Consider the following 14,534-nt stretch of genomic DNA (forward strand, 5'->3'; position numbering starts at 1 on the left):
GCACGGGAGCCCCGGCCCAGGGGCTCCCGTGCCGGTCATGACGATCCACGACGATCCATGACGAACGACAAAGGAGCGCTGCCATGGCAGAGCCGCAGCCCGTCCTGCAACTGACGGGCATCAGTAAGCAATTCCCCGGCGTACGGGCTCTGTCGGACGTCGACTTCCGGCTCTTCCCCGGGGAGGTCCACGCCCTCCTCGGAGAGAACGGCGCCGGGAAGTCCACGCTCATCAAGGTCCTGACGGGCGTTCACACCCTGGACGCCGGGACCGTCACCCTCGATGGCGGCGTGGTACGGATCTCCAGCCCGCTCCAGGCCCAGCAGGCCGGCATCAGCACCGTCTACCAGGAGGTCAACCTCTGCCAGAACCTCTCGGTGGCCGAGAACATCCTGATCGGCCGTGAGCCCCGGCGGGCCGGCCGGATCGCCTGGAAGGAACTGCGCCGCAGGGCCGCGCAGTTGGTCACCCGGCTCGGGCTCGACCTGGACGTCACCGCGCCGCTGGGCTCGTATCCGCTGGCCGTGCAGCAACTGGTCGCCATCGTACGGGCGATCAGCATCGGCGAGACCGGTGAGGACGGTGCCGGGACCGCCACCAAGGTGCTGATCCTGGACGAGCCGACCTCCAGCCTGGACCGCGACGAGGTCGCCGAGCTGTTCGCCCTGATGCGCCGGCTCAAGGCCGAGGGGGTGGCGATCCTGTTCGTGTCGCACTTCCTCGACCAGATCTACGACATCTGCGACCGGATCACGGTGCTGCGCAACGGCCGGCTGGTCGGTGAGCACCTGATCGGGGACCTGGACCAGGTGGGTCTGGTCAAGCTCATGATCGGCAAGGACCTGGACGAGCTGGAGGAGCTGACCGAACACCACGGGCGGCCCCCGGTCGGTGAACCGGTCCTGGCCGCACAGCAGTTGGGGCGGACCGGCGGCATCGCCCCGTTCGACCTGGAGATCCACTCCGGCGAGGTGGTGGGACTGGCCGGCCTGCTGGGCTCGGGGCGCACCGAGCTGGCGCGCCTGCTGTTCGGCGCGGACAGCTCCGACGGCGGCACCGTGACCCTGGGCGGCCGGACCACCTCGCTGCGCGCCCCCAACGACGCCATCGAGCACGGCGTCGCCTTCTGCTCGGAGAACCGCAAGACCGAGGGCCTGGTACCGGATCTGACGGTGCGGGAGAACATCATCCTGGCTCTCCAGGCCGCCCGGGGCTGGACCCGCCCCATACCGGCGGCGCAGCGCGACGAACTGGTGGCGAAGTACATCACCGCGCTGGACATCCGGCCGGCGCATCCCGAGGCCAAGGTCTCCACCCTCAGCGGCGGCAACCAGCAGAAGGTGCTGCTGGCCCGGTGGCTGATCACCCAGCCCAAACTGCTGATCCTGGACGAGCCGACCCGCGGCATCGACGTCGGGGCCAAGGCCGAGATCCAGAAGCTGGTGGTCTCGCTGTCGGAGGAGGGCATGGCCGTGGTGTACATCTCCGCCGAACTGGAGGAGGTGCTGCGGCTGAGCCACACCATCGGCGTGCTGCGCGACCGCCGGCTGGTCGCGCAGATCACCAACGGTCCCGACGTGGACGCCGGACGGATCATGCAGACCATCGCGAGCGGAGAACACCAGTGACCCCCCAGTCCGCGTGGCGTGCGGCCACCCAGCACCGGCTCTTCTGGTCCTCGGTGGTCCTGGTCGCGCTTCTGCTGATCAACGTCCCCTTCACCCCGGACTTCTTCTCGGTCCATCTCAAGGACGGGCACCTCTACGGCAGCCTGGTCTCCATCGTGCTGTTCGGCTCACCGCTGATCCTGGTGGCGCTCGGCATGACCCTGGTGATCGCCACCGGCGGCATCGACCTGTCGGTCGGAGCGGTGGTCGCCATCGCGGGCGCCCTGGCCTGTCTGTTCGTCAGCAAGCAGGCCGACCAGAACAGTGTGAGCGGCGTGCTGATCGCCTTCGCCGTGGCGCTGGGCGCCGCGCTGGTCTGCGGGGCGTGGAACGGCCTGCTGGTGGCCAGGCTGGGGATCCAGCCGATCATCGCCACCCTGATCCTGATGGTCGCGGGCCGCGGCATCGCCCAGCTGATCACCGACGGTCAGATCATCACCGTCAACAGCGACTCGTACTCCCTGATCGGCGGCGGCTACTGGCTCACACTGCCGTTCTCGATCTTCGTGGTGGCGCTGGTGGTGGCCGCGAGCATGGCGCTCACCCGCCGTACGGCCCTGGGCCTGCTGATCGAGGCGGTCGGCGGCAACGCCGAGGCCAGCCGCCTGGTGGGCATCCGCTCGCGTCGTATCAAGATCATGGCCTATACGTTCTGCGCGCTGTGCGCGGGCATCGCCGGTCTGATGATCAGCTCCAACGTCTCCGCGGCCGACGGCAACAACGCCGGCCTGTTCATCGAACTGGACGCGATCCTGGCGGTGGTGATCGGCGGCACCTCGCTGACCGGTGGCCGCTTCCACCTCGGCGGCACGATCATCGGGGCGCTGATCATCCAGACGCTGACCACCACCATCTACACCATCGGCGTACCCACCCAGACCAACCTGGTCTTCAAGGCCGTCGTCGTCATCATCGTCTGCCTGATGCAGTCCCCCGCCTTCCGGGCCAAGGTCCTGGGCTCCAGGGCCCGCGCACGCGGGCGCACACCCGCGGCCGACGGCCCGGTGGCCGACGCCGCGCCCCGTATGGAGGTGTCGAAGTGACCACCGTCGCCAACGCCCGGCCCGGCGCCCGGCTGTCCGCCCTGGCGCATGACCGAAGGCTGCCGGTCCTGGTGACCGCCGCCCTGTTCGTGGTGATGTTCGGCTTCGGCGTCTACCGCTACCAGAGCTACGGCTTCCTCGACGGCCAGGTCTTCATGAACCTGTTCATCGACAACGGCTATCTGCTGGTCGCCGCCGTGGGCGCCACCTTCGTCATCCTCACCGGCGGGATCGACCTGTCCGTCGGTTCGGTGATCGGCTTCACCACCATGCTCACGGCCTGGCTGGTGGAGAAGCAGCATGTCTCGGTGGTGATCGTGATCCCGGTGGCGCTGGCCGTCGGGGCGTTCGGCGGCTACCTGATGGGCTACGTCATCCATCACTTCGAGATCCAGCCCTTCATCGTGACGCTGGCCGGGCTGTTCCTCTTCCGGGGGCTGTGCCTGGTCATCAGCAAGGAGTCGATCTCCGTCACCGACCCGACGGTCGGCACGCTCGCCCAGACACATGTGCCGCTGCCCGGCGGATCGTTCCTGTCCATCGCCGCCGTGGTGTCGCTGGTGGTGCTGGCCGTCGCCTTCTACGTCCTGCACTACACCCGCTTCGGCCGCCGGGTGTACGCCCTCGGCGGCAACGAGCAGTCCGCCCTGCTGATGGGCCTTCCGGTCGCCGGTACGAAGATCGCCGTCTACACCGTCAGCGGCTTCTGCTCGGCCCTGGCCGGGCTGCTGTTCAGCCTCTACATCCAGTCCGGTGACCCGCTGCACGCGGTCGGTCTCGAACTGGACGCCATCGCCGCCGTGGTGATCGGCGGCACCCTGCTGACCGGTGGCTCGGGCTATGTGATCGGCACCCTCTTCGGGGTGCTCGTCCTGGGCCTGATCAAGACCATCATCCAGTTCGAAGGCACGCTCAGCTCCTGGTGGACGAAGATCGCCACGGGTGTCCTGCTCTTCGCCTTCATCATCATCCAGCGCAGCATGACCGCGCGCCGCCGGACCTGAGCCGGGTGCCGTGGGCGTGGGCCGCGAGGCCCGCGTCCACGGCACACCTCTGTCCGCGTCCGGTCACCGGCCGCTGCCCCCGGCTCCCCCGCCGCCGACCGGCCCCGGCCGCCTTCCTGGGCATCGCACCGGTCGCCGGCCTGATGGCCTCGGCCCCCGCGCACGCCTCGGGCGACGAGCCCGCCACCACCGACCACACCGTCGACGTCGGCTCCTCCCGGAGCGGCGCGAAGATCTCCGACTCGATGTACGGCGCGTTATTCGAGGACATCAAACGCTCCGCGGACGGCGGCCGCTACCCCGAACTGGTGCAGAACCGCTCCTTCGTTGTACTCCAGGCTCGACAACAGCGCCTGCACCCCGCTCACCTCGTGGGCCACGGTCTCCACCGGCGACGCCACCGGCACCACCGAGGTCGTGGACGACAGCGAGCGCCTGAACGCCGACAACCGCGGCTATGCGCGCCTGGAGGTCTCCGGCGGGTCCGGCGGCCGCGGCGTCGCCAACTCCCGCTTCAGCACCGGCATCGCGGTCGACAAGGGCAGGGGCTGTCCCGTAATCCCCGGCGGGCGCACGACGACTGGGGGCACTCCCCCAGCCAGCCGCCGGGCAGGGGGACTACGGCACCTCGCCGCGTTGCCGGATCACCCGAACACCCGGTATGAGGACGGCACCCCCAGCTACCGCCGGGGGTTCCCCCACCGCCTTGCGAAGCACCGCATCCGACGCCGCGCGCCGATCCACCGGGGATTACGGGACAGCCCTGAGCGGTACGACTTCTCGGTCCGGGCCCGCACCGACCGGGCGGCCGGCACCCGCCTGGCCGACGCCTCCGGTGGGACGGCCACGGCGGTCGCCACCGACCTGCGGATCGCCGTACGCGGTGACACCTGGACCAAGTACACCGGCCGGCGGCGGGCGACCGCCTCCAGCACCACCGGCCGTCTGGCCGTGACCGCGTCGGGAGCCGGCACGGTCCGGCTGGACGAGATCTCGCTCTTCCCGCACGACACCTGCAAGGCCGCCCACTCCGGGCGGCCGGGCCGGGCAACCGTGCGCGGCGCGGCCGTCGTCCTTCCCTGGCGGGCCCACGGAATTCCGGGCCGGACCGGGCCCGACCGATCCGGGCGAGGCTGCGACGGAGGGACCGCATGCTGCGTATCCACTTCACCCACGAGGACCTGCTGAACATCCGGATCGCCCCGCGGCCGGACCCGATGTGGGAACTCGTCTGCGGCGTCTGCCGCCTGCAGACCCGTCAGGGGCAGCTGCACTTCGGCCCCTGGCGCCGGGCCGCCCACGACCGGCTGCGCGGCGATCCCGCCATCCGCGGTGCGATCGGCCGGCTGCGGACGGTGATTCCCGACACCGGCTACATCCCCGACTTCCTGACCCCCGGGGTCACCGGAGGCGGCCTGGCCGACGGCATCGAGCAGGTGCTCCGCACTCCCCGCGCCCGGCCGGCCGGTGAGCTCGCCCGGCTGGCGCGCTCCCGCCCGGCGGCGGCGCGGACGGAGCCGCCGGCCCGGCCCGGCCCGGACGGCCTGCGCTCCCTGGCCGACGCGCTGCGTACGTACCACCAGGCGCCCGCACTGGAAGCACATCCGTACGCTGGTCGACGCCGATGTCGCCCTGCGCTCCCGCACCCTGCTGGCGGGCGGCACCCAGGCGCTCCTGGCCGGTCTGCGCCCGCTGGCCCAGTGGCGGTCCCCGGTCCTGGAGGTGGACTACCCCGTCGACCGGGACCTCCGGCTGTCCGGGCGCGGCCTGCTTCTGGTCCCGTCGTACTTCTGCTGGCGCCGGCCGACAGCGCTCGCGGACCCCTCCCTGACGCCGGTGCTGGTCTACCCGGTGGACCGGACACTGCACGAGGGCGCCGCCGGCGGCCCTCAGGACCTGGTGCGCCTGCTCGGCCGCACCCGGGCGGCGGTGCTGGCCGAGGTGGCGGCCCGGCCCTGCCGCACCACGTCGGAGGTCGCGGACGCCGTCGGGGTGTCGCTGCCCAGCGTCAGCCCCCAGCTCGGCATCCTTCGCGAAGCGGGTCTCGTGGTCAGCCGCCGGCAGGGCAAGCACCTGCTGCAATCCGTCACCCCCCTGGGACGGCACCTGCTCAGTACAGCGGGTTCGCTTCGGCTGGAGCCGAAGTGAGATGCGGGCGGGAGCGCCCCGGGGCCACAGTCGGAGGGCACACAGCGGAACCAACCGACAACCGGGGGCAACCATGAAGCATGCAGGCAGGACGGCGATGACGGGCGCGTTCGCGGCCGTGGGACTCGCGCTCGGCGCGCTGACGGCCGGAGCGGCGCCCGCCCAGGCCGCGCCGGCGTCCGCGCAGTACGACACCGCGTGCAACGTCACCTACTCCTAAATCGAGGCGGGCGCGCACCACGGCGCCGGCGAAGTCAACTACTGCCGGCTGTGGGGCGGCACCATCGGGGTGCGCTCGGCACCGGGTTCGAGCACCCTCGTGGGCACGGTCAACAGCGCGAACAGCAACTGGTTCCGGGGCGACACCCTGTCCTCGCAGTTCTGCTCCGGCGGCTACTGCAACGACGCCTGGGCCTACACCGAGGCGGACAACGGCAACTGGGGCTGGGTTCCGGAGGTCTTCTTCGTCAGCTCCAACACGTCCTGGGATCCCAATCTGAGGTCGTGTGCGGGATCCGGCCTCTGCCAGCCGTTCTGAGGGCCGCCCCGGCACCCGTCGCGGCACCCGTCGCGACGGGTGCCGGGGCGGAGGGCCGGGGTCACGGGGCACAATGCCAGGGTGACGGATTCCGGGGCTGCCTCGTCCTTGCCGGCAGGGACGTCGAACGGGCGTGAGGGTGGAACACCGCTGCGGGCGTTCCTGAGGACGGAGACCGGCAGCGCGGTGGTGCTGCTGGCCGCCACCCTCACGGCGCTGGCCTGGGCAAACCTCGGGCAGGACTCGTACCAGGAGTTCTGGCACATGCACCTGTCGGTGCGGGCCGGGGACCGCGGGGTGTCGCTGACACTGCGCGAATGGGTCAACAGCGGCCTGATGACGCTGTTCTTCTTCGTGGTGGGGCTTGAGGCACGCCGTGAGTTCGACATGGGCGAGCTGCGTGAGCGGCGGCGGCTGGCGCTGCCGGTGGTCGCGGGCCTGTGCGGCATGCTGGTGCCGATCGCCCTGTACCTCGCGGTGAACGCGGGCCGCTCCTCGGCGCACGGCTGGGGCGTCGCGATGTCGACGGACACCGCGTTCGCGCTGGGCATGCTGGCGCTGATCGGGTCGCGTTTCCCCGGTCGGCTGCGTACTTTCATCCTCACCGTGGCGGTCGTGGACGACTTCGTGGCGCTCGGGGTGATCGCGGTCGCCTACAGCGAGCAGGTCTCCATGCCCGCGCTGCTTGTGGCGCTGGGCATCTTCGGGGTGATCCTGCTGGTGCGCGCCGTCGGTCCGCGCGTCGGCGCGGTGTACGCGGTGCTGGCGACGGCGGCCTGGGTGGCGCTGCTGAAGTCCGGCGTCGACCCGGTCGTCATCGGCCTGGCGCTCGGGCTGCTGACGTACGCCTACCCGGCGGCCCGGGACGACCTGGAGCGTGCCAGCGGCCTGTTCCGGGCCTTCCGGGAGCAGCCGACCCCCGAACTGGAGCGCTCGGCCCGCCAGGGGCTGGCGGCGGCGGTGTCGCCCAACGAGCGGCTGCAGCAGCTGTTCCACCCCTGGACCAGCTATGCGATCGTGCCGCTGTTCGCGCTGGCGAACGCGGGGATCGCGATCAACGGTGGCCTGCTGGCCCGCGCCTTCACCTCGCCGGTGACGCTGGGCATCCTGGTCGCGTACGTGGTGGGCAAGCCGATCGGGATCCTCGGCTCCTCCTGGCTGACCAACCGCCTGAGCCGCGGCCGGATGATCCCGCAGGTCGGCTGGGGGGCGGTGACCGGCGGCGGCACGATCGCCGGTGTGGGCTTCACCGTGTCCCTGCTGATCGCCACGCTCGCCTTCCACGGCGCGCGGCTGGAGGAGGCGAAGATCGGCATCCTCAGCGCGGTGCTGTGCGCCTTCGCCGCCACCTGGGTGGTCGCGCTGCTCATCGGGCTGCTGCCGCCGCGCCACCGGGCCCGGGCCCTGCTCGGCACCGCCGAGAGCATCATCGACCTCGCCGTCCCGGTCGATCCGGACCGCGACCATCTGCGCGGGCCCAGGGAGGCGCTGGTGACGCTCGTGGAGTACGGCGACTTCGAGTGCCCGTACTGCGGGCAGGCCGAGCCCGTCGTCCGCGACCTGCTGGCCGGCCACGGGGACGTGCGCTACGTCTGGCGGCACCTGCCGCTGACCGACGTCCACCCACGCGCCCAGGTGGCCGCCGAGGCGGCCGAGGCGGCGGCCCTGCAGGGTGCCTTCTGGGAGATGCACGACCGGCTCCTCGACCACCAGGGCGATCTGGAGGTCCGTGACCTGCTGCGTCACGCCGAGCAGCTCGGCCTCGACATGGAGGAGTTCCGGCGGGCCCTGCGCCAGCGGGCGGCGGCCTCCCGGGTGGCGGAGGACGTCGAGTCGGCCGACCTGAGCGGGGTCTCGGGCACCCCCAGTTTCTTCGTCAACGGCCGCCGCCACATGGGCGCGTACGACATCGACGCGCTGTCCGCTGCCGTACGGGCGGCCAAGATGCGGGCGGTGCTCCAGCAGTGACCGGCGGCCGGTGGCGGCTTCTCAGGGTTCCGGGGGCCGTTCGGCCTCCGCCGATCCGGTGATCCGGAGTTTGCGCTGGGTCCGCTGGTAGAAGGTGGTCCGCCCCAGCCGCACCACCGTGGCGGCGTCGCGGACCATGGTGATGTCGATGACCTCGCCCGGTTGCGCCCGGCCCACCAGCCGGCCGTCGGCCTCGATGGCCAGTTCTCCGCTGCTGGGAAGCACTTCGAGGGCCAGTTTCTCGCCGCAGGACAGGAACAGGGACCGGTTGAACGACGAGTGCGGGGCGACCGGTGTGACCAGCAGGCCCTCGGCGTTCGGCGAGACGATCGGGCCGCCGGCGGAGAAGCTGTAGGCGGTGGATCCGGTGGGGGTGGCCACGACGACGGCGTCGGCGGCGTAGTTCACGAAGGGGTGCCCCTCGACCCGTAGCGCCACGGCGGCCGAGGAACGTCCGGGGCTGCGGACCAGGACGATGTCGTTGAGAGCCAGCTCCTCCCGGCCGCCGATCCGGGCCCGGACGGCGGACCGGGGTTCCAGGGTGAAGCGGTGCTCGTCGATGGCCGACAGGGCGTCGGGCACATCGGGGATGTCGACCTCGGCGAGAAAGCCGAGCCGGCCCACGTTGACCCCCAGTACGGGCGCGCGGCCGCCGGCGGCGAGCCGCATGGCCCGCAGCATGGTGCCGTCCCCACCCATGCTGAGGATCAGGTCGGCCTGCCGGGCCATCTCCTGCGGGGCGACGGCCACCGCCGCCGGGCCGATGCGGTTCACCTCGCCGCCCAGACCCAGCACGCGGGTGCCGCGCCCCCGGGTCCAGTCGGTGATCATCCGGATCGTGGACGTGCAGTCCCGGCGGGGGTGCAGCACCACACCGACGGCGCCGATCATTCCCATCCGCCCGCTCCTCGCCTCGGTGCCCGGCCCGACTCCAGTCAGGCACACGGCCGCCGTCCGGGCAACACCGGGCGGCACCGGGCGGCTCCGGGCGGCTCCGGGCGGTCCTATTTGCTGGTGAACGTGAATTCACCTAATGTGGCGAATTTACGTTCACCTATTGTGGCAATCTTCTGGAGCATGCCGATGTCCGGCCTCAGAGAGCGGCTCACCGTTCCCGTCCTCGCCTTCGGCGGGAGCCTCATGGCGGTCATGCAGACCGTGGTGGTACCGCTGCTCCCTGATCTGCCCAGGCTCACCGGCGCCTCGGCCGGAAGTGTGTCGTGGCTGGTCACCGCCACCCTGCTGGCCGGAGCCGTGCTCACCCCGGTGCTGGGCCGGGCCGGCGACATGTACGGCAAGCGGCGGGTGCTGCTGCTGGCGCTGGGACTGATGACGGCCGGTTCGCTCGTGTGCGCCGTGACCTCTGACATCCGGCTGCTGATCGCCGCCCGCGCGTTGCAGGGCGCGGCGGCCGCGGTCGTACCGCTGTCGATCAGCATTCTGCGGGACGAGCTGCCGCCGGCCAGGACCGGATCGGCGGTGGCCCTGATGAGCTCCACCGTCGGCATCGGGGCCGCGCTGGGCCTGCCGCTGGCCGCGCTGATCGTCGAGTACGCGGACTGGCACGCGATGTTCTGGGTGACCACCGGCCTGGGCGCGTTCGGGCTGGCGATGGCCTGGTGGACGGTGCGCGAGTCGCCGGTGCGCAGCCCCGGGCGGTTCGACTTCACCGGGGCGGCCGGACTCGCCACCGCGCTGATCTGCCTGCTGCTGGCGATATCCCAGGGCAGCCAATGGGGCTGGACCAGCCCGTCCGTACTGGCCCTGCTGGCCGGGTTCGCCGTCGTCCTGGCCGCCTGGTGCCGGCAGCAGGCGCGGGCCCGCAACCCGCTGGTGGACCTGCGGCTGGCCGCCCGCCCCCGGGTCGCGCTGCCGCACCTGGTGGCCCTCTTCGTCGGCTTCGCGTTCTACGCCAACTCCCTCGTCACCGCCCAACTGCTCCAGGCCCCCAGGGCAACGGGGTACGGGCTGGCCCTGTCGGTGTTCCAGACCGGTCTGTGCATGCTGCCGTCCGGCCTGATCATGCTGGCGTTCTCCCCCGTCTCGGCGCGGATCTCGGCCACCCGGGGCCCCCGGACCGCGCTCGCGGCGGGCGCCGCGGTGCTGGCCGCCGGATACGCGCTGCGCATCGCGGACAGCGAGGACCTGTGGATGATCGTGACCGGCGCCGCGGTGGTCTCGGTCGGCACCACGCTGGCGTACTCGGCCCTGCCCACCCTCATCCTGCAGGCCGTGCCGGCCGCCCAGACCGCCTCCGCCAACGGGGTCAACGTCCTGCTGCGCACCATCGGACAGGCCCTGTGCAGCGCCGCCGTCGCGGCCGTGCTCACCCACCACGTCGTCGCCCTCACCGGCGGCGGCACGGGCGCCGGACTGCCCGCCCTGCACGGCTACCTGGTGGCCTTCGGCATGGCTGGTACGGTCGCGCTGCTGGCCTGCGCGCTGGCGCTGACCATCCCCCGCCACACGGAGGCGGCCGGTCCGCCCCTGCACCGCAGCGAGCCGGCCGCCGACACCGCGCTGGAAGGGGCATGAGATGGCGGGCACCGCAGCGGCAGAACCGGGCACCCGGCGCCGGGACGCCGAGGCGTCCCGGGCCGCCATCCTGCGCGCCGCCCGGGTCCTGTTCGCGCGCCACGCCTACTCCGACATCACCCTCAAGGCGGTGGCCGAGCAGGCCGGGGTCAGCGCCCCGCTGATCGTGAAGTACTTCGGCAGCAAGGAGCGGCTGTTCTCCCGCGTCCTGTCCTTCGAGGACGACGCCGAGGCCCTGCTGGACGCCCCGCTGGAGGAACTGGGCCGGCACATGGTCACCCTGCTCCTCACCAGCCAGTTCCAGGGCCGCGGGGCGGTCGCCCTGCGCATCGTCTTCGCCCCGCTCCACAGCGGCCACGGCGACACCCTGCGCGCCAACTTCAAGAGCCAGGTCGTCACCCGCCTCACCGACCGCCTCACCGGCCCGGACGCCGCGCTGCGCGCCGAACTCGCCGTCGGCATGCTGCTGGGTATCGGCGTGATGTACGGCATAGCGCGCGGCGACGCCGTACGCACCACCGGCATCGACGAACTGGCCGACCGCTGCTCCCCCGCCCTCCAGGCCCTGCTGACGCCGGGCTGACAGACCGGCCCGTCCGGCGATCGAGAACCGGACACCCACCGAGCTACCCGGCCAAGTGCTCCAGCAGGCGGTCGAGGAAGACCCGCTGGCCCTTGACCAGCCGGGAGCGGGCCTGCTCGACGGAGAACCATTCGGCCCTGTCGATCTCGGGGAACTCCTGGATCCGCCCCGAGCCCCTGGGCCACTCCATCGCGAAGGTGCCGGGCACGACGAGCGCGGGGTCGAGGTCGCCGGCCAGCGCCCAGAGCGTGACGATCTTGCCGCCGGCCTGCCGCGCCTCGCCGAGCGGCACCGGCCGGCCGTCGGGGACCGGCAGGCCCAGCTCCTCCAGGAACTCCCGGCGGGCGGCGGCCAGCGGCTCCTCGTCCGCTTCGTACTCGCCCTTGGGCGCCGACCACGAGGCCTCGTCCCGGCCGTCCCAGAACGGCCCACCCATGTGGCCCAGGAGCACTTCGACCGCGCCTCCCGCCCCGTCCGGGGTGCGGTGGAGCAGGATTCCGGCACTGCGTTTGACGGCCACGCCCGCAATTCTGCCGCGCCACGCGCCGGGGCGCGCCCGATACTGACACCATGACGGCGCCCCACTATCAGCAGCTCACCACGCGCCGGCGCCGCAGACTGCTCGCGCGGTCGCTGCTGCGCTCCTCGCTGAGCGCGGCCCTGCTGGTGGCCGTCTACTTTGTGGCCCCGCTGGACCGCCCCGGCAGCCTGGGGGCGTTCCTGGCACTGACGCTGGGGCTGCTGCTCTTCGCCGGTCTGGTCACCCGGCAGGTGCGGGAGGTGCTGGCGGCCGACTACCCCATGCTGCGGGCGGTGGAGGGGCTGGGCATCGCGCTGCCGCTGCTGCTGGTGCTCTTCGCGGGGGCGTATCTGCTGATCGAGCAGGGCCGGCCGGGCTCCTTCTCCGAGCCGCTGAACCACACGGACGCGCTGTACTTCACCGTCACCGTGTTCGCGACCGTCGGGTTCGGCGACATCGTGCCGGTGACCGGGACCGCCCGGGTGGTCACCACCGCGCAGATGCTCTTCGACGTGCTGGCCGTCGGGGTGATCGCGAAGGTGCTGTTCGGTGCCGTCCAGGCCGGAATGCGGCGGGGCTCCGGCCGCCATGACTGACCGCCCGGACGGGTCGTCGCCGACCCCGTACGAGCTGCTGCGCGACCCCGGCTACCGGCGGCTGCTGCTGCTCGCCGCGCTGCTGGGGATTCCGGTGTCGCTGGTCGCGTTCGGCTTCGTGGCGCTGGAGCACTTCCTGCAGCACCGGATCTGGGCGGACCTGCCGCACGCCCTGGGGTACGCGGGGCCGCCCTGGTGGTGGCCGCTGCCCGCGCTGGGCCTGTGCGGGGTGCTGGTGGCCTGGGTGGTCACGCGTCTGCCGGGGCGGGGCGGCCACGTCGCGGCCGAGGGGCTGGCCACCACGCCGTCGGGGCCCGCGGAGGTGCCGGGGGTGATGCTGGCGGCGCTGGCCGGGCTGTCGCTGGGCGCGGTGCTGGGCCCCGAGGCGCCGCTGATGGCGATCGGCAGCGGTCTGGCGCTGCTGACCGTACGGACGGCCCGGCGGGCGGCGGCGCCGCGGCTCGCGGCGGTACTGGGGGCGGCCGGCTCGGCCGCGGCGATCTCGACGATCTTCGGGAGCCCGCTGGTGGCCGCCGTCCTGCTGCTCGAAGCCTCGGGACTGGCCGGGCCCCGGCTGTTCGCGATGATGCTGCCCTGTCTGCTGGCGAGCGGGGTCGGGGCGCTGGTCTTCCACGGCTTCGGCGCCTGGACCGGACTGGGCGTCGACGCCCTGACCCTGCCCACGGTGCCGCCCGACCGTACCGTGGACGCCGGTGACTTCCTGTGGGGCGTCCCGCTGGCGGCGCTGATCGCCCTACTGGTGTGGGCGGCGAGGACGATGGGCGGGCGGGTCGCGCTCCTCACGGCCCGCGCCGTCGTACCGCGCACCGTGCTCGCCGCCGTGCTGGTGGGCGTCTGCGGCAGCGCCTACGCCCTGGCCACGGACCGCTCACCGCAGGAGGCCATGCTGTCCGGGCAGGCCACCCTGGCCGCGCTCGCGGCGCGTCCGCACAGCTGGCCGGTGTCCGCGCTGGTGCTGCTGCTGGTGTTCAAGGGCCTGGCCTGGGGCCTGTCGCTGGGCGCGCTGCGCGGTGGGCCGGTCTTCCCCTCGATCTTCCTCGGCTCGGTGCTGACGATCGCCTGCTCGGGACTGCCCGGCTTCGGGGTGACTCCCGCCCTCGCGGTGGGCCTGGCGGCGGGCGCCGCCGCGGTGCTGCGGCTGCCGGTGTCGGCGGCGGTGCTGGCCACACTGCTGATCGGCGGGGACGCCGCCGATCAGCTGCCGTTGATCATCGTCGCCTCGGTGGTCGCCTGCGCGGCCGGCGAACTGCTGCGGGGCCGGCCGGCCCCGGTTCACGACGTGACGGCCACGGCCCGGCGTACGTAGTCGTCCGAGCCGAGCTGCTCCAGCATGAAGCCGGCCACATCGGCGTACGAGATCTTCGAGGTGAGGCCGAGCCGCAGATCGGTGCCCGCCCGGTGGCGTCCGGTGCGGCGGCCGCCACCGAGGACGGCGGGGCAGACGATGGTCCAGCGGTCGCCGCCGGCCCGGATCAGGGCGTCCTGACGGTTCTTGTCGAGCATGAGCTGCCGGATCGCCACGGACATCACGCGGTAGTACAGGTCCTTGCGGCGGCCCTCGCCGGTGCCGTAGCAGCCGACGGCGATCAGCCGGCTCACCCCGTGGCTCTTCATGGCGGGCAGGATCGCGCGCATACCGTCGGCGCAGACGGTGACGCCCCATGGTTTACGGGTGCCCAGTGCGCTGAGGACGGCGTCCGAACCGGCGATGACGCGGCTCACGGCATCGGTGTCCGTCACCGCGCCGGGCACCACGGACAGCCCTTCGCGGGGCGGCAGCCCCGCCGGGTCACGGACCAGCGCCGTGACCTGGTGACCGGCCGCCAGGGCCTGGTCCACGAGTTCACGGCCCACATGGCCGGTGGCTCCGAATACGGCCAAGCGCATGGTCATCGGCCCCCTTTCGGGAGC

Annotated in this window: 15 protein-coding genes; 12 read left to right on the forward strand and 3 right to left on the reverse strand. The window is 72.4% G+C overall.

What is annotated here, in order from left to right; all coding sequences use genetic code 11:
• Positions 1 to 83 precede the first annotated feature (83 nt).
• The 8 genes from RWE79_RS05875 to nhaA all read left to right on the forward strand — a co-directional run bounded on the left by RWE79_RS05875 (position 84) and on the right by nhaA (position 8,368).
• Positions 84 to 1,628: a sugar ABC transporter ATP-binding protein gene (locus RWE79_RS05875; RefSeq protein WP_475938941.1), complete on the forward strand. Its 1,545-nt coding sequence runs from the start codon at positions 84 to 86 to the stop codon at positions 1,626 to 1,628.
• Positions 1,625 to 2,710, forward strand: coding sequence for an ABC transporter permease (locus tag RWE79_RS05880; RefSeq protein ID WP_475938942.1), 1,086 nt, complete (start codon positions 1,625 to 1,627; stop codon positions 2,708 to 2,710). Before RWE79_RS05875 ends, RWE79_RS05880 begins: the two co-directional genes overlap by 4 nt.
• Positions 2,707 to 3,714: a galactofuranose ABC transporter, permease protein YjfF gene (yjfF, locus tag RWE79_RS05885; RefSeq protein WP_475938943.1), complete on the forward strand. Its 1,008-nt coding sequence runs from the start codon at positions 2,707 to 2,709 to the stop codon at positions 3,712 to 3,714. The genes RWE79_RS05880 and yjfF overlap by 4 nt, the downstream gene beginning before the upstream one ends.
• Before the next feature lie 327 nt (positions 3,715 to 4,041).
• Positions 4,042 to 4,902 (forward strand): hypothetical protein, encoded by an 861-nt coding sequence (locus RWE79_RS05890; protein WP_475938944.1) that lies wholly within the window; start codon positions 4,042 to 4,044, stop codon positions 4,900 to 4,902.
• A gap of 279 nt (positions 4,903 to 5,181) precedes the next feature.
• The gene (locus RWE79_RS05895; protein WP_475938945.1) at positions 5,182 to 5,862 is read left to right on the forward strand and encodes an ArsR/SmtB family transcription factor; all 681 of its coding nucleotides are present in this window, start codon (positions 5,182 to 5,184) and stop codon (positions 5,860 to 5,862) included.
• Between the two features lie 73 nt (positions 5,863 to 5,935).
• Positions 5,936 to 6,082, forward strand: coding sequence for a hypothetical protein (locus RWE79_RS05900; RefSeq protein WP_475938946.1), 147 nt, complete (start codon positions 5,936 to 5,938; stop codon positions 6,080 to 6,082).
• 69 nt (positions 6,083 to 6,151) lie between these two features.
• Complete coding sequence (locus RWE79_RS05905) at positions 6,152 to 6,400, forward strand: hypothetical protein (protein ID WP_475938947.1); 249 nt, start codon at positions 6,152 to 6,154, stop codon at positions 6,398 to 6,400.
• A 108-nt stretch (positions 6,401 to 6,508) separates the two neighbouring features.
• On the forward strand, positions 6,509 to 8,368 hold the full coding sequence (gene nhaA, locus RWE79_RS05910) for a Na+/H+ antiporter NhaA (RefSeq protein WP_475945620.1): 1,860 nt from the start codon (positions 6,509 to 6,511) through the stop codon (positions 8,366 to 8,368).
• A 21-nt stretch (positions 8,369 to 8,389) separates the two neighbouring features.
• Here nhaA and RWE79_RS05915 read toward each other — a convergent pair whose 3' ends face one another.
• Entirely contained in the window at positions 8,390 to 9,265 is an 876-nt protein-coding gene (locus RWE79_RS05915; RefSeq protein ID WP_475938948.1) for an NAD(+)/NADH kinase, read from the reverse strand.
• 180 nt (positions 9,266 to 9,445) lie between these two features.
• On the opposite strand from RWE79_RS05915, the gene RWE79_RS05920 reads away from it, so the two are divergent.
• Both RWE79_RS05920 and RWE79_RS05925 read left to right on the forward strand, forming a co-directional pair.
• Positions 9,446 to 10,903, forward strand: coding sequence for an MFS transporter (locus RWE79_RS05920; protein WP_475938949.1), 1,458 nt, complete (start codon positions 9,446 to 9,448; stop codon positions 10,901 to 10,903).
• A 1-nt stretch (position 10,904) separates the two neighbouring features.
• Positions 10,905 to 11,486 carry a TetR/AcrR family transcriptional regulator gene (locus tag RWE79_RS05925; RefSeq protein WP_475938950.1) on the forward strand — a complete coding sequence of 194 codons (582 nt, stop codon included), beginning with the start codon at positions 10,905 to 10,907 and terminating at the stop codon, positions 11,484 to 11,486.
• A 43-nt stretch (positions 11,487 to 11,529) separates the two neighbouring features.
• Here RWE79_RS05925 and RWE79_RS05930 read toward each other — a convergent pair whose 3' ends face one another.
• Entirely contained in the window at positions 11,530 to 12,006 is a 477-nt protein-coding gene (locus RWE79_RS05930) for an NUDIX hydrolase (protein WP_475938951.1), read from the reverse strand.
• 50 nt (positions 12,007 to 12,056) lie between these two features.
• Here RWE79_RS05930 and RWE79_RS05935 point away from each other — a divergent pair, with 50 nt between their 5' ends.
• Positions 12,057 to 12,602, forward strand: a complete 546-nt coding sequence (locus RWE79_RS05935) for a potassium channel family protein (protein WP_475938952.1) — start codon at positions 12,057 to 12,059, stop codon at positions 12,600 to 12,602.
• A complete protein-coding gene (locus RWE79_RS05940; protein WP_475938953.1) occupies positions 12,595 to 13,929 on the forward strand; it encodes a chloride channel protein in 1,335 nt (444 codons plus the stop codon). The genes RWE79_RS05935 and RWE79_RS05940 overlap by 8 nt, the downstream gene beginning before the upstream one ends.
• On the opposite strand, the gene RWE79_RS05945 is transcribed toward RWE79_RS05940, so the two are convergent.
• Positions 13,896 to 14,510, reverse strand: a complete 615-nt coding sequence (locus tag RWE79_RS05945) for an NAD(P)-dependent oxidoreductase (RefSeq protein WP_475938954.1) — start codon at positions 14,508 to 14,510, stop codon at positions 13,896 to 13,898. The two genes, RWE79_RS05940 and RWE79_RS05945, sit on opposite strands and share 34 nt — an antisense overlap.
• Between the last annotated feature and the right edge of the window lie 24 nt (positions 14,511 to 14,534).

Source organism: Streptomyces sp. RLA131, from assembly GCF_056270125.1.